Genomic DNA, 18,689 nt, shown 5'->3' on the forward strand with positions numbered 1-18,689 from the left:
CACTGGCGAATTTCGCCTCTACGCTATCCCGACATTCGCGCCCCGTGCGCTTACAGGAACTCGCCCCCTCCATGTCCGAAGCTGATCCCCTGCACGCCCCGCTCACCAGCGACCGGCGCGCCATCTACCCCAGCCTCAAGGGCAAGCGCGTGCTCGTTACCGGCGGCGGCTCGGGCATCGGCGCGGGCATGGTCGAAGGTTTCGTCCGCCAGGGCGCACAGGTCACCTTTTTCGACATCGCGGAAGCGGATTCGGCCGAGCTCGTCGCCAGCCTGAAGGGCGCCGAGATCGCCCCGGTCTTCCAGCGCCTCGACCTTACCGATGTTGCCGCGGTCCAGTCGGCGATCGTCGCGCTGATCACGGAGCACGGCGCGTTCGATATCCTGATCAACAACGCCGCCAATGACGATCGCCACACGATCGAACAGGTTACCCCGGAATATTGGGACAACCGCATCGCCGTGAACCTGCGCCATCTGTTCTTCGCCGCGCAGGCAGTGATCCCCGGCATGAAGGCTGCGGGCGGCGGCGTGATCGTCAATCTCGGCTCGATCTCATGGCATTTGGCGCTCGAGGAGCTCACCCTTTACCAGACCTGCAAGGCCGGCATCGAGGGCCTGACCCGCAGCTTCGCGCGCGAACTCGGCCCCGACAATATCCGCTCGGTCTGCATCGTCCCCGGCAACGTCAAGACGCCCCGCCAGATGAAATGGTACACGCCCGAGGGTGAGGCGGAGATCGTCAAGGCGCAGTGCCTCAAGGGCCGCTTGGTCCCCGACGACATCGCCGCGATGGCATTGTTCCTTGCCTCCGACGACGCACGGCTGGTAACGGGCCACGAGTATTTCGTGGACGCAGGGTGGCGATAAGATGAGCAACGTGGCGATTTCCGAGCCGGTCAGCATTTGGCAGCTCGGAGCGCCACTCGGCGAAGGCCCGGTCTGGGTCGAGCGTGACCAGGCGCTCTGGTTCGTCGACATCAAGAGCCACAAGATCCACCGTCTGGACCCTGCAACCGGCGCGACGCGCAGCTGGGACGCCCCCGGCCAGGTCGGCTTCCTCCTGCCGATCGAGAGCGGCGGCTTCGTCGCCGGTCTCCAGACCGGGTTGAGCAAGTTCGACGAGCGCGACGGCAGCTTCACCCATATCTCCTCGCCCGAGCCCGACCTCCCGACCAACCGCCTCAACGACGCCACCGTCGATCCGCAGGGCCGCTTGTGGTTCGGCAGCATGGACGATGGCGAGAGCGACACCACCGGCGCGATCTATCGCCTGGCCGGCGACGGCACGTGCGTGAAGAGCACCGATCACGTCGCCATCACCAACGGCCCGGCGATCTCGCCCGATGGCAAGACGCTCTATCATGTCGACACGCTGGTCGGCGTGATCCACGCCTGCGACATCGAGGCCGACGGCACGCTTACCAACAGCCGCGAATTCGCCCGCATCCCCAACGACGAAGGCCATCCCGACGGCCCCACCGTGGACAGCGAAGGCTGCATCTGGGTCGGCCTTTACAATGGCTGGGCGGTGCGCCGCTATTCGCCCGCCGGTGAGTTGCTCGAGACCGTCAAGTTCCCGGTCAGCGCCATCACCAAGATTGCGTTCGGCGGCCCCGACGGCAAGACCGTGTTCGCCACAACCGCGAACAAGCACATCACCCCTAGCGACCTCGCCCGGGAGCCGCACGCCGGCGACTTGTTCCGCTTCGAAGTCAGTGTCCCTGGCCAGAAGAACTACCTGATCCGCGAAGGCGTCTGACCGCCAAACTCCCCTCTCTCGTCGGGAGAGGGTTGCGCAGACTTGGCAGCTTGCTGCCTGGTCGGAGCTGGGTGAAGGGATCGCCCCTATCGAGAACCTTAAAACCCTCGCAAAGAACCTTATTGCAAACCCCTCGCACTACTATTGCGATAAATTCGCAACAACACTGCGAACGAATCGCATCAGCTGCCCCCGCCCATCGTCGCCTCGAGCTTCTTGAGCAGCGCCGAAAGCACCCATTGCTCCTTCTCGGCCAGCCCGGAAACAAGCCCGGCCTGGAGGGTCATTTCCTCCCGGAAAACCTGTTCGACGAGTCCCCTGCCCTTGGGGGATAACTCCACGAAAACACTGCGTTTATCGTCACTTGCCGCCGGCCGGCGGATCATCCGCGCCACTTCCAGCTTGTTGAGCCGCGCAGTCAGCCCACCCGAAGAAATGCCCAGCGCACGATAGAGTTCGGTCGGCCGAAGCCGGTGCGGTGCCGGTACCGCGCGCAGCGTGGCGAGCACGTCATAGCCGCCCCCGTCGATCCCATGCCGCGCCAGCAACGGCTCAGCTGCCGCGCGCGCCCGCAACATGATCCGCCGGGCCCGTCCGAGCACCGAAAGCCCGCGCGTATCCACTTCGGGCATCGCCGCAGACCACAAGGTAATCAGCTGGTCCACAGGGTCGGTCTCGGCCATGCTATCTCGCCATCAAGATATTTATCTCGACATCGAGAATTTCGACATCAAGATGGATATCTCGAAGATAAGATGCTTGCCTCAAAGTCAAGATATTTATCTCGAAGACGAGATATATGAGCGCGGGTTAACAGCGAACCTTTCCTTCTGATTATGCCAATTGAACCCATTCAGCGCGGCTTTGCAAGCGTTCGCGGGGCACTTTGCGGCGTGCGTCGGACGCGCTTAGCGCGGCTTCATCGTATCGAACCGCGCTTCGCCGATCTGATCCGCGTTCCTGCTCGCGAACCGATATACCAGCCAGGCGAGCACCAGCGTTGCACCGGAAATCCCGGCGGCGATCGTCACGCTCGCCGCGGTCGGATCGTTCGTCACCACGATTGCCGCAGCAGCCAGGCCCGTCACCAGCACGACGGTCGTCCCGCTCTTTGCAGGCGAGGGCTCGGCGACAGAGCTGGGGTTTTGGGGCCGCAACGCCGATAAGGTGACGAAACACACTATCCACACCAACCCCACGAACTGACGCGCGTCCCGAAGGTCGGTGAGCGACGGGCTGTAATGTTCGATATAGGCGGCGGCGACGTAGGCGCCGGCAGTGAACCACGACGCCGCATTGAAGAAGCGCGCCGCATATTTCCTCATCCGGCGCCCAGTCATCCTTCGCCCCCTCGATGCACATCCTGATAGCCGAGCTCGACCTCCGCAACCCATGCCACGCATTCTACCCGAGGCTGGCAGTGCGCAAATCCACTTGTGACGCCGCCCGGCTCCGTTAAGCCGTGCCCAGGCATGCACAGGGGACGGACGGCGAATGTACGCACTATTGGGAATGGCGGCAGCCGCGATGCTCGCGTCGCCCGTAGCGCTGGGGCCCGTACCACAAGCCCGGGTCCTGCCCACGGCGGAGACGCCGCTGCAAGTCGCCGATGCCTTCGACCGCGCGCAGTTGACCAGCGACGCGGCGGCGCTCGAACGGATGGTCGCCGACGACCTGATCTTCATCGACGGCAGCGGCAAGCGTCTCGACAAGCGCGGCTTCATTGCCGGCTGGACCGCACCGGGCGATCGCTTCGATCCGGCCGTGCTGCTTGACCGCCGCGTGGTCGCGCTCGGCCCAGACGCATTCCTCGTCACCGCAGAAACCACTCTCACCGGCAGCTCGGACGGCACGCGCTTCGCCAGCGCCCTGCGCTTCACCGACATTTTCCGCCGGATCGATGGTCAGTGGCGCGCCGTCCACATCCAGGTCACCCGCCTCCCGGTCGCCAGGTGATGCTCAAGCCGCTGCTCGCTGCCTGCGCCTTGCTCGCCTGCGCCGCCGCCCTCGCCAACGACAGCACCGCCGAGCTCGCTGCCGGCGGACTGGTCCTGACCAGGACCGACGCGATCGAGATGCGCTCGGAGGACCTCCACATCTCGCGAAGCCAGATCCGTGTCCGCTATCAGTTCGTCAACACCAGCGGGCGCGACACCACGGTGCGCGTCGCCTTCCCGCTTCCCGCGATCGGCGGGCCGGGCTTCTTCGACGGCGATGTCGCGATCCCCATCGACGGCACCGACAATTTCCTCGGCTTCTCCACGCAAGTCGATGGCAAGCCCGTTGCGATGGAGATCGAGCACAAGGCGCTGGTCGGCACCACCGATCGAACCGGCTGGCTGCGCGCCAACGCGATTCCGCTGCGCCCCCACGCCGACGAGACGGAGACCGCGCTCGCCCGCCTTACGCCCGCCAGACGCCGCGAGGCGGTCCAGCTCGGCCTGATCGACGACAATGACCGCCCCGGCTGGACGCTGCAGACCACCTATCACTGGCTCCAGCGCTTCCCTGCCGGCATGCCGGTGGCGATCGAGCATGTCTATCGCCCCTCGGTCGGCGGCACCGTCGCCACCCTGCTCGGCAGCGACGCGAAGGACCCCAATATCGCGCGCTACTGCGTCGATCCCCCGCTGCTCGCCACGCTGCGCGCCGCGGAAGCCAAGCAACGCCACTATCGCGAGAACTGGGTCGATTATATCCTCGTCACCGGCGGCAACTGGAAGAAGCCGATCGGCAGCTTCCGCCTCGTCGTAGACAAGGAAGACCCGCGCGACCTCGTCAGCTTCTGCGGCGACGGCGTCCGCAAGATCGGGCCAACCCGGTTCGAGATGCGCAAGACCAATTGGCGCCCCGATCGCGACCTGGCGGTGCTGTTCCTGGCGCCCGCCGCCCTATAACACCCCCTTGCGCCCCGCGCGCACGGGCCTAGGCAAGGCGCCATGGATTTCGACGACCAGCTTCGCCGCTATTTCGGGAGCGCCGACCCCGCGACGCTCAACCCCGACGCGCTCGCCGAGGGCACCGAGCGCATCCGCGTCGATCTCGGCCTCGAAAAGGACCGCAACCGCCGCTTCGCCTTGTGGGCGCTGCTCCACATCCTCGGCAGCGCCCCCGATCTCGACGTCGCGTTCGCCGACGAAGCCGATCGCGAAGCCGCGCGCAACTTCATGGACCTGTTCGCCGCCGATCAGGCCGAACCAGACGCTTGACGGCGACCCCGATGGCGCGGAAGGCGGAACCGTCGAGGTTCTCCGCCGCGTCGCTGCGTCGGAGCTAAGACGGGAAGCCGGTGCGATGCCGGCGCTGCCCCCGCAACTGTAAGCGGTGAGCGGCGGTCGATGCGTGTCACTGGCGGGTTCACTCGCCGGGAAGGCCAGACCGTTCGTGTCGATCCGCGAGCCAGGAGACCTGCCTCGGCGCGATAACGACCCACCGGCGGGGTGCCCGGTTCGGCCGCTTGCCCCGCCGTGGCCGGCTCGCCGGCGGCGTGCGTCCGGTGCGTGCGCCTGCCTATCCCGCCTCCGAAGGCAGGAAAAGCATGACCGATACCGATAGTCCCGTCCGCCTGATCGACATGGTGTTTCCGGGCGACACCAACCATCACGGCACGCTGTTCGGCGGCGTCGCGCTCGCCCACATGGACAAGGTCGCGTTCCTCGCCGCGACGCGCCACGGCCGCGCGCCGTTCGTCACCGCCGCCTCCGAGAAGATCGACTTCGCCGCCCCTGCCAGGGCCGGCGACATGGTCGAGGCGACCGGCCGCGTCGTCCGCGTCGGCAATGCCTCGCTCGATGTCGAAGTCGAGCTGGTCGCGGAAAATCCCGTGTCCGGCGAGCGCCGGCCCTGCACGCGCGGCCGCTTCACGCTCGTGGCGGTCAGGGGCCCGGACACGCGCCTGCCCTTGCCGCCGCTCCCCGCCGCGCGGCCCGAGCAGCCCGGCGATATCCTGCGCATGGCCGAGATGGTCTTCCCGCCCCAGACCAACCATTACGGCACGCTCTATGGCGGCGACGCGCTCAAGATGATGGGCAAGGCGGCCTTCATCGCTGCCTCGCGGCGCGCCCGCGCAGTAATGGTGATGGCCGCATCCGACCGGATCGACTTCGCCTCGCCGATCCGCGCCGGCGAGATGGTCGAACTCGCCGCGCGCGTCCAGATGACCGGACGAAGCTCGCTGCGCGTCGGCGTCGAGCTGTGGGCCGAGAACCTGATGACCGGCGAGCGACGCCAGTCCGCCACTGCTGTGTTCACCATGGTCGCCGTCGACAGCGAGGGCCGGCCGAAGCAATGGCATGCGGAGTAACTTCTTACCCTAACGGCCTGCCAGTTGCATATATCGTATACGATGATACTTCTGCGTTCACGGCGGAGGCGGGGAAGGCGGCGCGTGGAGTTCAGAGGTGCGGCGCCCCCGTCCCGGAGGGCGGGCAAGCGCGATCTACTGTGCGCGATTGCCGCGGCACTCGGTACGCCCTTCGCAATGCCGGCCGTTGCCCAGGAAAGCGTGCCCGAGCAGCCGGACGCCGACATCGTCGTGCGGGCCAGCCGGTTGCCCGGCTCGATCGACACCGATGTCCTGCCAACCATGCGGCTCGATGCCGACGCGATCCGCAAGCTCGGCGTCGTCGGCGCAGCCGAACTGGTCAAGAAGCTGGGCCTCGCCCCCGACGGCGCGCAGCCTATCTACACGCTCAATGGCCGCCTGCCCGCCAGCACGTTCGAGATATTCGAGATGCCGATGGAAGCCTTTCGGCAGTTCGAGAGCTTCCCCGCGTCGGTCGCGACCAAATTCGGCTATCCGCCCACCCGCAAGGTGCTCAATTTCATCACCAAGGACCGGTTCGGCGCAGTCGAGCTCAAATCGAACTACCAGGCCGCGACCGAAGGCGGCTCGGCAAATCACAGCGAAACCGCGGGCATCACGCGCATCCGCAACCAGCGCCGCCTGACCCTGACCGGAAGCTATACCGGAACGTCCGAACTGCGCCAGAACGAACGCCGCATCGTGGCGGACCCGGCGCTGTATTTCGATACGATCGGCAATGTGACGGGCGCAGCGGGCGGCGCGATCGATCCGCGCCTCACTGCATTGGCCGGCGGCCCGGTCCTCGTCGCGCCGGTCCCGTCCGATCCCGCCGGCCGCGGCGATCTGGCGGCGTATCTCGACAATGCGGGGACCCCGCGCATCACCGATACCGCCGCGTTCCGCACGCTCATTCCGAACCAGCAAAGCTGGAAGCTGGGCGGCGCGATCGCCAGCCCGATCGGCAGCAATACCACAGCATCCTTTGCGGCATCGCTCGAGCGAAAGCGCGAACGCTCCGTCCAGGGATTGCCGGCTGCGATCCTGCCGATTGCTGCGGCCAATCCCTATTCTCCGTTCGACGCCGATATCCTGCTCCATCGCTACCTCGACGAAGCAGGGCCGGTCCGCCAGCGCACCACCAGCACGATCGCCCGTGCCGCGCTGGGAGGATCCGGCACGTTCAGCGGATGGGGCTGGAACCTCACGGCCAGCATCGATCGGCAACAGCTCGAATCGGTCACGCGCGGCAATGTCGATATTGCCGGACTCACGGCCCGGATCGCCGATGGCACAGACCCCTTTGCGCGTTTCGGGACAAGCCAGTCGCCCCTTCTTCCCGACGAGCGGTCGCGCACGATCCTGACCAACGCGGACATGCGGGTGGTGATGAACGGAACGCTGTTCGCCGTCCCTGCCGGCCATGTGACGCTCACCGCCGCAGCCACCGCGCAACATGCCCGAGCAGACCGGACGACGCAGGCGATTGCGACGAGCTCGGCACGGCTCGGCCGCTTCCAGAGTGGCGCCAGCGTCGCGCTCAACGTGCCGGTCACCATGGGACTGTCGCTGGATGCCAAGGCGGGGCTTAACAGCGTGAGCCGCTTCGGCGCGTTCGTCGAAACCAGCTATGGCCTCAACTGGAAGCCCATGCCGCGCATCCAGCTTGTCGCGTCCATCGCGAACGCGCGCAACGCCCCCGCTCTGGTTTCGCTGGCAAGCCCGATCGTCACGACGCCCAACACGCCCTTCTTCGATTTCGTGACCGGCGAGAGCGTCCTCGTCACTGCCTTCGCCGGCGGAAACCCGAACCTGAAGGCAGAACGGCGCCGCATCGCCTCGATCAACCTCGACGCGCAGCCCATCGCCAGTTCGGAACTGCGTCTGGGGATTGGCTATGCCGACACCCGGATCGCCGACCAGGTTGGCGTCCTGTCGGCAGTGACGCAGATGATCCAGGCGGCGTTTCCCGATGCCTATGTCCGCGGCGCTTCCGGCCAGCTGGTCTCGGTCAATTTCCAGCCGCTCAACTTCGCCCTCGAAAACCAGCGCGACCTCAGCGCCACGTTTCAATATTACGGCAATTTCGGCAAGGCGCCGCCGCCCGATGCGAAGGCGCCGCGCGAACGGGTCGGCTATTTCCTGTGGTTCAGTCCGTCGTGGCGGCTCGAGGACACGCTCCTGCTGAGGCGCGGGCTGGAGACGCTCGATCTTCTCGATGGCGATACGGTGGGAGGCACCGGCGGCCCGCCACGGTTTCGGCTTTTCGGCAATGCAAGCCTGTCATATCGCGGCACAAATCTGGGCTTCGCGCCGAGCTGGCAGGCCGGGACTCGCATCCGCAGTCCGGACCCGGCAAGCGATCTGACATTCTCCGGCCTGTTCAAGCTCAACGTGGAGGCGTCCGCGATGCTCGACGTGCTGGCGCCCAAATCGTCCTGGGCGCGGGGCGCCAGGATCAGCCTGTCGGTGGACAATCTGTTCAACGAACGCCAGCGCGTCCGCGATCGCAACGGCGTGACGCCAAACCGGTATCAGCCCGCTTTGCTCGATCCCCAGGGCAGATGGATCCAGTTGAACCTGAGAAAGCTGTTCTAGTTGGGAACCCAAAGAGCAAGAAAGCTACCCTGGAACGCGATCACTGCGTCAAATCCGTTCTCCGGCCAAGGCCGGGGCCAGTCGCAAACAGGCTTCGGATGACCGGATGCCGCCGCAAAATGTATTGAGCGGGGCCGGCGGCCCTGCCGCGCATGGATTACTTCACCGGCGCCAGCACCGTCACATTCACCGCACAGCGCACCCGAAACCCCAGCCTCTCATACAGCCCGATCGCCCCGCGATTGTCGGCATAAGCGTGCAGGAACGGCATCTCGCCCCGCGCGACGATCCGCGCCGCAACCACCTGCATCAGTCCACCGGCATAGCCGCGCCCACGCCAGTCGGGATGCGTGCAGACCCCGCTGACTTCGGTGAACCCGTCGGGCTTCATCCGCTCGCCCGCCATCGCCACCAGCTTTCCGCCATCGCGGATGCCGATGAAGTCTCCAAGCCGATGCGTGCGGCTGAAGAAGGGGCCCGGCTCGGTCAGCGTCGCCAGCGCGAGCATTTCGGCCCCGTCGGCGTCGCCAAGCTCGAGAAAGTCGAGGTCGCCCGGTGCGGTCGGTGTCTCCGCGACCATCTGCACGCCCATCCGGTGCTTCTCGACTCGCGTCCCCGGCACCGGTGGCAGCGGATCCTTCTGCAACATGATCGCCGGCCCGGTTTCGCCGATCAGCGTTCCCAACGCCGCGAGCGACGGCACGTCGTGGTCGCCGATCGCCGCGAACACGGCATAGTCAGGGTCGTACCGCAGCGCCGGATAGCGCCCGCGTGCCAACGCGCGCTGCCCGGCATGCAGCGAAGTCCAGGCCGGTCGATCGAGCGGATGCGCCATCGCTATGATGTAGCGAGATCAAGCGGCGCCGCCCATTCCGCTCCCCACTTCCAATGTAGGATTTCGTATGAGACGCTTCGTTCTCGGCTCTTTGAATCCGTAAACCTTGCCGCTGCCGCCAAGAAATATTGTTACAAGTCGCCGCAACAACATTGCTGATTCACCGTGAAAGATGTGAAACTAGGCGCCGAAAATCCTACAAACGTCATCGTAACTTAGTGATTGTGCCGCGGCACCTTCTCGCTGGTTCGGCGATACTTGAGTGCGAAGTCGAGCACGCCGCCCTCGCCCAGCTGGCCGACCTTCTCGCGATACAGTTCTTCCCACGGCGTACTGCTCTCCGGGATCGGCGGCGCCGGCTCGGTCTTGCGCCGCGCGATCTCGTCGGGCTCGACCAGCGCGTCGGCGGTTCCGGCGTTGAGGTCGATGCGGATCATGTCCCCGGTCCGCAGCCAGGAGAGCCCGCCCCCCGCCGCGCTCTCGGGCGAAGCATTGAGGATCGACGGGCTGTCCGAGGTTCCCGATTGCCGTCCGTCGCCCAAGGTCGGCAGGCTCATGATGCCCTGCTGGATGATGTGGTCGGGCGGCTGCATGTTGACCACTTCGGCCGAGCCCGGCCAGCCCAGCACGCCCGCGCCGCGGATCACCAGGATGCAGTTCGCATCGATGTTCAGCGCGGGATCGTTGATCCGGTGGTGATAATCGTCCGATCCGTCGAATATGATCGCCCGCCCCTCGAACACGCCCTCCTGCCCCGGCCGTGCCAGATAGCGCGCGCGGAAATCGTCGGAGATCACGCTGGTCTTCATGATCGCCATGTCGAACAGATTGCCGGTGAGCACGAGGAACCCGGCCTTTTCCATCAGCGGCGCATCCCAGGGCAGGATCACGTCGCGGTCGCGGGTCGGCGCGCCAGCGACGTTCTCGGCCAGCGTTCTGCCGGTGCAGGTCATGACGTCGCCGTCGAGCGCGCCCGCCGCGAGCATCTCGGCGATCACTGCGGGAATGCCCCCCGCGCGGTGGAAACGCTCGGACAGATATTTCCCCGCCGGCTGCATGTTGACGATCAGCGGCAGGTCGTAGCCCGAACGCCAGTCGTCGGGCGTGATCTCTATCCCGGCATGCCGCGCCATCGCGACGAGATGCGGCTGGGCATTGGTCGATCCGCCGATCGCAGTCAGCAGCTTGATCGCGTTGAGGAAGCTCGCGCGGCTGAGGATCTGCGAGGGCCGCAGATCGTCGTAGGCCATCTCGACGATCCGCCGCCCGGTCTCGTACGCCATCTGCCCGCGCTCGCGATACGGCGCCGGGATCATCGCGCAGCCGGGCAGGCTCATTCCCAGCCCCTCGGCAATCGAGTTCATCGTCGAAGCGGTGCCCATCGTATTGCAATGCCCCGAGGACGGCGCGCTCTCCATCGCCCGCTGCAGGAATTCCTCCTCGTCGATCTCGCCCGCCGCCATCTTCCGCCGCGAGCGCCAGATCACTGTACCGCTGCCCACAAGTTCGCCTTCGTGCCACCCGTCGAGCATCGGCCCCCCGGACAGCACGATCGCCGGGATATCGACGGTCGAGGCCGCCATCAGCGAGCTTGGCGTCGTCTTGTCGCACCCGGTGGTGAGGATCACCGCGTCGATCGGATAGCCGTTGAGGATCTCGACCAGCCCGAGATAGGCCAGGTTGCGGTCGAGTGCCGCGGTGGGGCGACGGCAATTCTCGAAGATCGGGTGGAGCGGAAACTCCATCGGTATGCCGCCCGCGGCGAGGATGCCCTCGCGGGCCCGCTTCACCGTCTCCAGATGGATGCGGTTGCATGGCGCGATGTCGCTGCCCGATTGCGCGATGCCGATGATCGGCTTGCCACCGCGGAGCTCATCGGGGGTGATGCCGTAGTTCATGAAGCGCTCGAGATAGAGCGCGGCCATGTCGCTGCGGCCGGGCGCGGCGAACCATTCGCGCGAGCGGAACGGGCGGGCGGGCGTACGGGTCATATCGTCCTCTTGTCGTGCAGAGGGCGCGAGCCTCGCGGCCCGCGCCCCCCAAAGTGTCGGCGCGGGAAGGCTCAGCCTTCCATCGCCTCCAGTTCCTTGCCCTTGGTCTCGTTGATGAACCGCTGGACCAGGAAGAAGCTGATCACCGCGCAGACCGCGTAGAAGCTGTAGCTCGCGGCGAGCCCGATGCCTGCCAGCATGATCGGAAACGCCTGCGCGATCAGGTAATTGGCGAACCACTGCGCAAAGCCGCACACCGCCAGCGCCGAGCCGCGGATCTGGTTCGGGAACATCTCGCCGAGCATCACCCACATCACCGGGCCCCAGCTGACGTTGAAGAAGATCACATAGAGATTGGCCGCGATCACCGCGATCATCCCGCTCTGCCCCGGCAATACCAGCTTATCGTCGACCAGCGCGCCCTGCGCGAACGCATAGACCATCACGAACAGCGTCACGGCCATGCCCGCCGAGCCGATGAGCAACAGCGGCTTGCGGCCGATCTTGTCGATCACTGCGATGGTGACGAAGCACGCCGCGATCGAGACTGCGCCCGAGACGATGTTGATCAGCAGCGAATCGGCCTCGGAGAAGCCCGCGGCCTGCCACAGCGTCGAGCCGTAATAGAAGATCACGTTGATGCCGACGAGCTGCTGGAACACCGCGAGCAACAGGCCCGCCCAGACGATCGCACGGATACCGAGAAACCCGCGGCCGCCGGCCGGGGTGAGCACGTCGCTCAGCCGCGGACGGTGGTCCACCGAAAAGCTCGCCTGGATCTCGGCAAGCTTGAGCCCGCCTTCGGTGGGGCCGAACAGGTCGGTGAGAACGCGAAGCGCATCCGGGTTGCGGCCTTTGGAGACCAGATAGCGCGGGCTCTCCGGGATGAAGAACAGGGCAACGAGGAACACTGCCGCGGGCAGCGCCTGCATCAGGTACATCCAGCGCCATGCCTCGATCCCGCCCCAGAACGGGTTGGTCGAAGCGCCGGCGGCTCCGGCAAGGTAGTAGTTGACCACGAACGCGGCGGTGAGCCCCGAGATAATCATGATCTGCTGCACCGTCGTCATCCGCCCGCGAATGTTCGCCGGGGCGACTTCGGAGATATAGGCAGGTGACAGCACAGAGGCCGCGCCGACTGCCATGCCGCCCAGGATACGCGCGACGACGAAGATGGTGTGATCGTGCGCGAGGCCCTGGACCAAGGCGCCGACGAGGAAGAGGATCGCGGCGAGCCGCATCACGTTGCGACGGCCCATGCGGTCGGCCAGAATGCCGGCCAGCGACGCGCCGACGACACAGCCGATCAGCAGCGAACCGACGGTGAAGCCGAGCCCGGCATCGTCGAGCAGGAACGCGGCCTTGAGGCCGGGCTGCGTGCCGTTCACGGCGCCGCTGTCATATCCGAATAGCAATCCGCCGATCGTCGCTACTGCGACAATGGCGCTGATCAGGCCTATATTGGCCCGTTCGCCAGTCTGGCTCATCCCCACTTCCTCTCCTGGTCACCCGTGCGCGACCGGCACGGCGTGTTAGCGGTAACGGTGGCCCGGACGCTCAGGAAATGCAAGCGCCTCTAGCGAGGGCCGGGACTGGACGCAGCACGACGCCCCGCCGCAGTGCCGCGGCTGGCGGATATCGCGGCCGCACCCCTGGGCGGTGCCGAGGATTCGCGCACGATCAGCTCGTGATCGAGCACCTGCTCCTCGAGCTTGTCGGTCTCCGACGAGCGATGCGCGCGGATGCGGGCGAGCAGCAAGGCCAGTGCTTCCTCGGCCATCGTCGAGATCGGCTGGCGGACCGTGGTGAGCTCCGGCCACACGGTGGTGGCGAGCGAAGTATCGTCGAACCCGACGACGCTCAGATCCTGCGGCACATGCAGCCCGCGGCGATGCGCGACGCCCACCGCAGCGGCAGCCATGTCGTCGTTGCTCGCGAAGATCGCCGTCGGCGGCTCGGGCCGGTCGAGCAGCCGCTCGGCGGCGACGATGCCCGACCGGAAGGTGAAATAGCCCTGCTCCACCGGCACCGACTTGACGTCGATCCCCGCCTCTTCGAGCGCCGCTGCAAAGCCGCGATAGCGCTCGGCGCTGGAAGTCTGGTTCGGGTTGCCGCGAATGAAGCCGATCGTCCGGTGCCCGAGGTCGAGCAGATGCCGCGTCATCGCCGCAGCGCCTTCGAAATCGTCGATCCGGACGTTGAGGCTGCGCGCCGGCGGGAGCCCCATCGCCACCGACACCCAGGGAATACCGGCCGCTTCTAGCTCGGCGCGCACCGGCGCAGCCTCGGAGAGCGGCGGCGGCAGGATCACGCCCTCGACGCTGGTCGAGGCAAAGCTGCGCGTCGCTTCGGCCTGTTCGTCGGGCCGTTCGCTCTCGCACGCTTCCAGCACCAGATGGCACCCCGCGCGCCGCGCCGCAGCCAGCGCGCCGATCAGGAACTGCGAGAGATAGGCGGCCGACGGGTTGGAATAGAGCAGCCCGATCTGCGTCGCATCGCCCGCGGCAAGGCTGCGCGCGGCGCTGTTGGGCGAATAGTTCAGCTGCGCGATCGCGGCGAGCACCGCGGTGCGCGTGGTCTCGCGGACGTTCGTGCCCCCGTTGACGACGCGCGACACCGTCATCGCGGATACCCCCGCGGCGCGTGCGACGTCCTGCACGGTGACTGAACCGCGGCTTCTTCGGCTAGGTTTGCTCATCCCCGTCCTTTGCGTCCGAGGCATAGGATGCGGTTTCGCGGAATGCAATCAGCGTGAAACCGGTTGCGGTACGGTTGACCGCGAGCCCGTGCGGCGATAGCTGATAGCGCTACCAAAACATGGGCGCAGCAGCGTCACGATCAGGAGAGACCATGACTGTTTCCCGCCGGTTTCGCTCCGCGGCGCTCGCCGCAGTCGCCGCGATCGCGCTGACGCCGGGCCTCGCGCCCGCCGCGCAGGCGCAGTCGGCCCGCGCCGACAAGCCGCTCTACAAGGACGCATCCCAGCCGATCGATGCCCGCGTCGAGGATCTGCTCGCCCGGATGACGCTGGAGGAAAAGGTCCAGCAGATGGTGGCGATCTGGCTCCAGAAGGAGAAGATCCAGAATCCCACCGGCGAATTCGACGCGGCGAAGGCCAGCCAGAACTTCCCCAATGGCCTCGGCCAGATCTCGCGGCCCTATGACCGCCGCGCAATCACCCAGGGTCCCGCCGCGGGCGCCGCCGCCGGCACGGTCAACCGCAGCGCAGAGGATACCGCGCGCTACATCAACGCCGCGCAGAAATGGGCAGTCGAGAAGACGCGTCTCGGCATCCCGCTGATCATGCATGAGGAGGCGCTGCACGGCTATGTCGCCCCCGGCGCGACCAGCTTCCCGCAGGCGATCGCGCTCGCCAGCACCTGGAACCCGGCGCTGCAGGAGAAGATCTTCTCGGTCGCCGCGCGCGAAATGCGTGCCCGCGGTGCCAATCTCGCTCTCGCCCCGGTGGTCGATGTCGCCCGCGATCCGCGCTGGGGCCGGATCGAGGAAACCTATGGCGAGGATCCGTACCTCGTCGGCGAGATGGGCCTGGCTGCGATCCGCGGCTTCCAGGGCACCACCCTGCCGCTCGCCAAGGACAAGGTCTATGTGACGCTCAAGCACATGACAGGCCATGGCGCGCCCGAAAGCGGCACCAATATCGGTCCGGCCACCGTTTCCGAACGGACGCTGCGCGAGTTCTTCTTCCCGCCGTTCGAGCGCGCAGTGACCGAGCTTCCGGTGATGTCGGTGATGCCGTCGTACAACGAGATCGACGGCATCCCCAGCCACGCCAACCGCTGGCTGCTGAACGACGTGCTGCGCCAGGAATGGGGCTTCAAGGGCGTGGTTCTCAGCGACTATTTCGCCATCCGCGAGCTCAACACGCGGCACCATCTGTTCGATAACCTCAGCGACGCCGCGGTTCGCGCACTCGACGCGACCGTCGATTTCGAGACGCCGGACGCCGAAGCCTATGCCAATCTGCCCAAGCTCGTCCGCGAAGGTCGCGTGAGCCAGCAGCAGATCGACGATTCGGTGCGCCGGATCCTCAAGCTCAAGTTCAACGCCGGGCTGTTCGAAAGCCCCTATGTCGATGCCAAGGCGGCCGCGGCAAAGACCGAGACGCCCGATGCCGTCGCCCTCGCTCGCGAGGCCGCACGCCAATCGATGGTGCTGCTCAAGAACGACAAGGGCCTGCTCCCGCTCGACGCCGGCAAGATCAAGCGCCTCGCGGTGATCGGCACCCATGCCAGCGACACGCCGATCGGCGGCTATTCGGACATTCCCCGCCACGTCGTCAGCGTGCTCGAAGGTCTCAAGGCAGAAGGCAAGGGCAAGTTCGAAGTCGACTTTGCCGAGGGCGTGAAGCTGACCAAGAGCCGCGCCTGGGCCGAGGATGCCGTCGAACTGGTTGATGACGCGACCAACGATCGGCTCCGCGCCGCAGCGATCGAGACCGCGAAGAATGCCGACACGATCGTGCTGGTGCTCGGCGACAACGAACAGCTAAGCCGCGAAGCCTGGGCCGACAACCATCTGGGCGACCGCAACAGCCTCGAGCTGATCGGCCCGCAGAACCAGCTCGCCAGGGAGATATTCGCGCTCGGCAAGCCGGTGGTTGTGCTGCTGCTCAACGGCCGGCCGTTGTCGGTGAAGTATCTCTCGGAGAATGCCCCCGCACTGATCGAAGGCTGGTATCTCGGTCAGGAGACCGGCAACGCCGTTGCCGACGTGATGTTCGGCCGCGCCAATCCCGGCGGCAAGCTGCCCGTGACGATCGCCCGCGACGTCGGCCAGTTGCCGATGTTCTACAACCACAAGCCGAGCGCACGGCGCGGCTATCTCTTCGCCGAGACCAGCCCGCTCTACCCGTTCGGCTACGGGCTTTCGTACACCAGCTTCGAAGTCGGAACGCCGGTCCTCGCGACGCCGACGATCGGGCGGTACGGCAATGTGAAGGTCAGCGTGGACGTCACGAACACCGGCGCGCGGGCCGGCGACGAAGTCGTCCAGCTCTATGTCCGCGACGATCTCGCCAGCGTCACCCGGCCGGTGAAGGAGCTCAAGCGCTTCGAGCGCGTCAGCCTGAAGCCGGGCGAGAAGAAGACGGTAAGCTTCGAGCTGACGCCGCGCGATCTGTCACTGTGGGACGTCGACATGAAGCGCGTCGTCGAACCGGGCACCTTCACGATCTCTGCGGGTCCGGACTCGGTGAAGCTCAAGAGCACCACGCTTACCGTCAAATAAACCCCGTCACCCCGGCCTTGGGCCGGGGTCCACCGGGAGGCAGGGGAAGAGCAGGCGGTTCAAGGCTGCTCATTTCGAGGCGCAGTGGCCCCCGGCACAAGGCCGGGGTGACGGATTTGGCAAATGCTCGGATGCCGCTTCTCGTCAGTCGTCCAGCCACGCCGCGACCCAGAACAGCGGCGCGTTCCAGTTGATCGCGACTTCGTTGAGCGCATAGGCGTTGACGTCGTCGGCCCAGCAGGTCTGCGGCGCGCATTTCCCCTTCAGCTTCATGGCGACGTCGTCGCTCATGGCAGTCGAGTTGGGCCCGCCCGAAAGCACACCGCGCGGCGGCCCCGGCAGCTTAGGGTCCAGCGAAGGCGCCCAGAAGCGGTGATGCGGATGCTGCATTGCGCGGGCGCCATAGCCGCTGACATAGGAGATGTTCATCGGGTTGCGCCCGAGGACATAGTCGATCGCTGCGACCACGCCGGCGCGATACTTCGCATCGCCGGTGAGGTCATGCGCCAGCCCCAGCAGCATCGCGCGGTTGAGCAGGTTCGAATTCGAGCCCCAGGGATAGCCGCTCGCGACATAGGGAATGCCATAGCCATTGCCCTTCGCGTCGGCGAGAAAGCGGTCCGCGGCGGCAACGATCGCTGTGCGCAGACGGTCGGTCTCCGCCTTGGGAAGTGGGGTGCGCGCGGTTGCCAGGGTAATCGTGCCGAGCGAAGCAGTGCTCGGCCAGCCGGGCTCGCGCAGTTCGGCGGTGAAGTGCCGTGAGTGCGTTGCCACGGTGCGATATTCGGCCGCGCCGGTGGTGGCGAACAGCTCCGCGGCCGCCCAGTAGAATTCGTCCGATACGTCGCCATCACCATAGCCGCCGCTGCCGGTGAAGCTGTTCGTCGCATAGACCTGCGGGTTGCGCTTGGCGGCCGCCCAGGCGCGCTCAGCGGCAGCGAGGCAGCGCTTGGCAAAGGCGTCATCGAGTCTGCGCCACAGGCGGGCGCACTGCGCCGCAGTGGCGGCGAGGTTGAGCGTTGCCGCGGTGGTCGGCGGGTAGAGCAATCGCTCTTCCGGATCGTCCTGCGGTGGCATCGGCAATTTGGTCCAGTTGCGGTCGGCGACTTTCTGGTGCGCCATGCCGCCCGCATCGATCGCCGCGAAATCGGCGGGCTCGGACTCCCACACCGGCTTGCCGGGCTTGGCCGGTTTAGGCGGACCGACGGGAACGCGCGCTCGCGTGCCGTCGGCGATCTGCATGCGCAGCAGGAATTCAATCTCGTAGCGCGCTTCGTCCAGCAGATCGTTGTGCCGGTTACCCGCTTCGGGCATCTTCAGGCTGTTGTCGGCATAGGCCGAGGGCTTCCGCTCATAGGCGTTCTGCAGCGTCCACACTGCGATGCCGCCGTTGACGACATATTTGCCGTGGTCGCCGGCATCGTACCAGCCGCCGGTGACGTCGAGCGTGTAACCACAGCCGTCCCAGCCGATGCCGCGCTCGTCCTTGCCCGCAAAGCATTTCGCCACTTCGCGTGCATGCCCCGCCGGCCGCGCCCATTTCGCACCGACGAATCGCGCCTCGATGGGGACGCCCGCGCGCTGGTGATAGAAAAAGGCCAGCGCATCGCGTGCCAGCGGCCGATAGATGCTGGCGCGGATCGGAAAGGGTTCGCTGCGCGCGCCGCCGACCGAAAGACGATAGCCGTCGCCCGGAGTCCGGTAGTTCGAGAAATCGATCCGCTGGACCTCATAGCCCGAGGCCGGATCCTTGCCGTACGCAGTGGTCTTGCCGCGCGCGACGACCTTTCCCGCCGCGTCGGTCAGCGTCCAGTCGAGCGGTGCGCCGCCGGCCTGCACGATTGCCAGCTTGGCGTCTCCGGGCTCGAAGCCGAGCTGGTTGACCTGCACCGATTGCGGCGCGGCGGCGCCAAGGGTGAGCGCGGTGGCGGCTAACAATAGGGCGCGCATG

The 18,689-nt window shown here is 66.4% G+C and carries 15 protein-coding genes and 1 riboswitch; of the genes, 8 read left to right on the forward strand and 7 right to left on the reverse strand.

Annotated features, from left to right (window positions below):
• The first annotated feature begins 71 nt into the window (after positions 1–71).
• Together BXU08_RS08245 and BXU08_RS08250 are read left to right on the forward strand one after the other, a co-directional pair.
• On the forward strand, positions 72–869 hold the full coding sequence (locus tag BXU08_RS08245; RefSeq protein ID WP_077509617.1) for an SDR family NAD(P)-dependent oxidoreductase: 798 nt from the start codon (positions 72–74) through the stop codon (positions 867–869).
• Position 870: 1 nt separating this feature from the next.
• A complete protein-coding gene (locus BXU08_RS08250) occupies positions 871–1,761 on the forward strand; it encodes an SMP-30/gluconolactonase/LRE family protein (RefSeq protein ID WP_077509618.1) in 891 nt (296 codons plus the stop codon).
• 182 nt (positions 1,762–1,943) lie between these two features.
• On the opposite strand, the gene BXU08_RS08255 is transcribed toward BXU08_RS08250, so the two are convergent.
• Positions 1,944–2,444, reverse strand: coding sequence for a MarR family winged helix-turn-helix transcriptional regulator (locus BXU08_RS08255; protein ID WP_077509619.1), 501 nt, complete (start codon positions 2,442–2,444; stop codon positions 1,944–1,946).
• A 225-nt stretch (positions 2,445–2,669) separates the two neighbouring features.
• Positions 2,670–3,101, reverse strand: coding sequence for a hypothetical protein (locus BXU08_RS08260; protein ID WP_150125467.1), 432 nt, complete (start codon positions 3,099–3,101; stop codon positions 2,670–2,672).
• A 154-nt stretch (positions 3,102–3,255) separates the two neighbouring features.
• Here BXU08_RS08260 and BXU08_RS08265 point away from each other — a divergent pair, with 154 nt between their 5' ends.
• From BXU08_RS08265 to BXU08_RS08285, 5 genes are all read left to right on the forward strand, one after another.
• A complete protein-coding gene (locus BXU08_RS08265) occupies positions 3,256–3,717 on the forward strand; it encodes a nuclear transport factor 2 family protein (protein ID WP_077509621.1) in 462 nt (153 codons plus the stop codon).
• The gene (locus BXU08_RS08270) at positions 3,717–4,658 is read left to right on the forward strand and encodes a DUF4424 domain-containing protein (protein WP_077509622.1); all 942 of its coding nucleotides are present in this window, start codon (positions 3,717–3,719) and stop codon (positions 4,656–4,658) included. The genes BXU08_RS08265 and BXU08_RS08270 overlap by 1 nt, the downstream gene beginning before the upstream one ends.
• Before the next feature lie 42 nt (positions 4,659–4,700).
• Positions 4,701–4,970: a hypothetical protein gene (locus tag BXU08_RS08275; RefSeq protein ID WP_077509623.1), complete on the forward strand. Its 270-nt coding sequence runs from the start codon at positions 4,701–4,703 to the stop codon at positions 4,968–4,970.
• Between the two features lie 18 nt (positions 4,971–4,988).
• Positions 4,989–5,192, forward strand: a riboswitch (cobalamin riboswitch).
• A gap of 107 nt (positions 5,193–5,299) precedes the next feature.
• Entirely contained in the window at positions 5,300–6,064 is a 765-nt protein-coding gene (locus tag BXU08_RS08280; RefSeq protein ID WP_077512177.1) for an acyl-CoA thioesterase, read from the forward strand.
• A 177-nt stretch (positions 6,065–6,241) separates the two neighbouring features.
• Complete coding sequence (locus BXU08_RS08285; RefSeq protein WP_077509624.1) at positions 6,242–8,662, forward strand: TonB-dependent receptor domain-containing protein; 2,421 nt, start codon at positions 6,242–6,244, stop codon at positions 8,660–8,662.
• A 157-nt stretch (positions 8,663–8,819) separates the two neighbouring features.
• On the opposite strand, the gene BXU08_RS08290 is transcribed toward BXU08_RS08285, so the two are convergent.
• The 4 genes from BXU08_RS08290 to BXU08_RS08305 all read right to left on the reverse strand — a co-directional run bounded on the left by BXU08_RS08290 (position 8,820) and on the right by BXU08_RS08305 (position 14,186).
• Entirely contained in the window at positions 8,820–9,497 is a 678-nt protein-coding gene (locus BXU08_RS08290; RefSeq protein WP_077509625.1) for a GNAT family N-acetyltransferase, read from the reverse strand.
• 215 nt (positions 9,498–9,712) lie between these two features.
• On the reverse strand, positions 9,713–11,488 hold the full coding sequence (locus tag BXU08_RS08295) for an IlvD/Edd family dehydratase (RefSeq protein ID WP_077509626.1): 1,776 nt from the start codon (positions 11,486–11,488) through the stop codon (positions 9,713–9,715).
• A 71-nt stretch (positions 11,489–11,559) separates the two neighbouring features.
• Positions 11,560–12,975: a sugar porter family MFS transporter gene (locus BXU08_RS08300; protein WP_077509627.1), complete on the reverse strand. Its 1,416-nt coding sequence runs from the start codon at positions 12,973–12,975 to the stop codon at positions 11,560–11,562.
• 89 nt (positions 12,976–13,064) lie between these two features.
• A complete protein-coding gene (locus tag BXU08_RS08305; protein WP_077509628.1) occupies positions 13,065–14,186 on the reverse strand; it encodes a LacI family DNA-binding transcriptional regulator in 1,122 nt (373 codons plus the stop codon).
• 152 nt (positions 14,187–14,338) lie between these two features.
• Between BXU08_RS08305 and BXU08_RS08310 the strand changes: the two genes are divergently transcribed.
• Positions 14,339–16,738: a glycoside hydrolase family 3 N-terminal domain-containing protein gene (locus BXU08_RS08310; protein ID WP_077509629.1), complete on the forward strand. Its 2,400-nt coding sequence runs from the start codon at positions 14,339–14,341 to the stop codon at positions 16,736–16,738.
• Positions 16,739–16,882: 144 nt separating this feature from the next.
• Here the strand turns inward: BXU08_RS08310 and BXU08_RS08315 are convergent, their stop codons facing one another.
• Complete coding sequence (locus tag BXU08_RS08315; RefSeq protein ID WP_150125468.1) at positions 16,883–18,688, reverse strand: glycoside hydrolase family 9 protein; 1,806 nt, start codon at positions 18,686–18,688, stop codon at positions 16,883–16,885.
• Between the last annotated feature and the right edge of the window lies 1 nt (position 18,689).

Origin of the sequence: Sphingomonas sp. LM7 (assembly GCF_002002925.1) — a bacterium.
Lineage (GTDB): Bacteria > Pseudomonadota > Alphaproteobacteria > Sphingomonadales > Sphingomonadaceae > Sphingomonas.

What these genes read in the sequence shown, in the direction of transcription:
- BXU08_RS08280 (WP_077512177.1), top strand. Translation starts at nt 5,300, where the DNA reads ATGACCGATACCGATAGTCCCGTCCGCCTGATCGACATGGTGTTTCCG.
- BXU08_RS08270 (WP_077509622.1), top strand. Translation starts at nt 3,717, where the DNA reads ATGCTCAAGCCGCTGCTCGCTGCCTGCGCCTTGCTCGCCTGCGCCGCC.
- BXU08_RS08290 (WP_077509625.1), bottom strand. Translation starts at nt 9,497, where the DNA reads ATGGCGCATCCGCTCGATCGACCGGCCTGGACTTCGCTGCATGCCGGG.
- BXU08_RS08305 (WP_077509628.1), bottom strand. Translation starts at nt 14,186, where the DNA reads ATGAGCAAACCTAGCCGAAGAAGCCGCGGTTCAGTCACCGTGCAGGAC.
- BXU08_RS08250 (WP_077509618.1), top strand. Translation starts at nt 871, where the DNA reads ATGAGCAACGTGGCGATTTCCGAGCCGGTCAGCATTTGGCAGCTCGGA.
- BXU08_RS08255 (WP_077509619.1), bottom strand. Translation starts at nt 2,444, where the DNA reads ATGGCCGAGACCGACCCTGTGGACCAGCTGATTACCTTGTGGTCTGCG.
- BXU08_RS08315 (WP_150125468.1), bottom strand. Translation starts at nt 18,688, where the DNA reads ATGCGCGCCCTATTGTTAGCCGCCACCGCGCTCACCCTTGGCGCCGCC.
- BXU08_RS08300 (WP_077509627.1), bottom strand. Translation starts at nt 12,975, where the DNA reads ATGAGCCAGACTGGCGAACGGGCCAATATAGGCCTGATCAGCGCCATT.
- BXU08_RS08295 (WP_077509626.1), bottom strand. Translation starts at nt 11,488, where the DNA reads ATGACCCGTACGCCCGCCCGCCCGTTCCGCTCGCGCGAATGGTTCGCC.
- BXU08_RS08275 (WP_077509623.1), top strand. Translation starts at nt 4,701, where the DNA reads ATGGATTTCGACGACCAGCTTCGCCGCTATTTCGGGAGCGCCGACCCC.
- BXU08_RS08310 (WP_077509629.1), top strand. Translation starts at nt 14,339, where the DNA reads ATGACTGTTTCCCGCCGGTTTCGCTCCGCGGCGCTCGCCGCAGTCGCC.
- BXU08_RS08265 (WP_077509621.1), top strand. Translation starts at nt 3,256, where the DNA reads ATGTACGCACTATTGGGAATGGCGGCAGCCGCGATGCTCGCGTCGCCC.
- BXU08_RS08245 (WP_077509617.1), top strand. Translation starts at nt 72, where the DNA reads ATGTCCGAAGCTGATCCCCTGCACGCCCCGCTCACCAGCGACCGGCGC.
- BXU08_RS08285 (WP_077509624.1), top strand. Translation starts at nt 6,242, where the DNA reads ATGCCGGCCGTTGCCCAGGAAAGCGTGCCCGAGCAGCCGGACGCCGAC.
- BXU08_RS08260 (WP_150125467.1), bottom strand. Translation starts at nt 3,101, where the DNA reads ATGACTGGGCGCCGGATGAGGAAATATGCGGCGCGCTTCTTCAATGCG.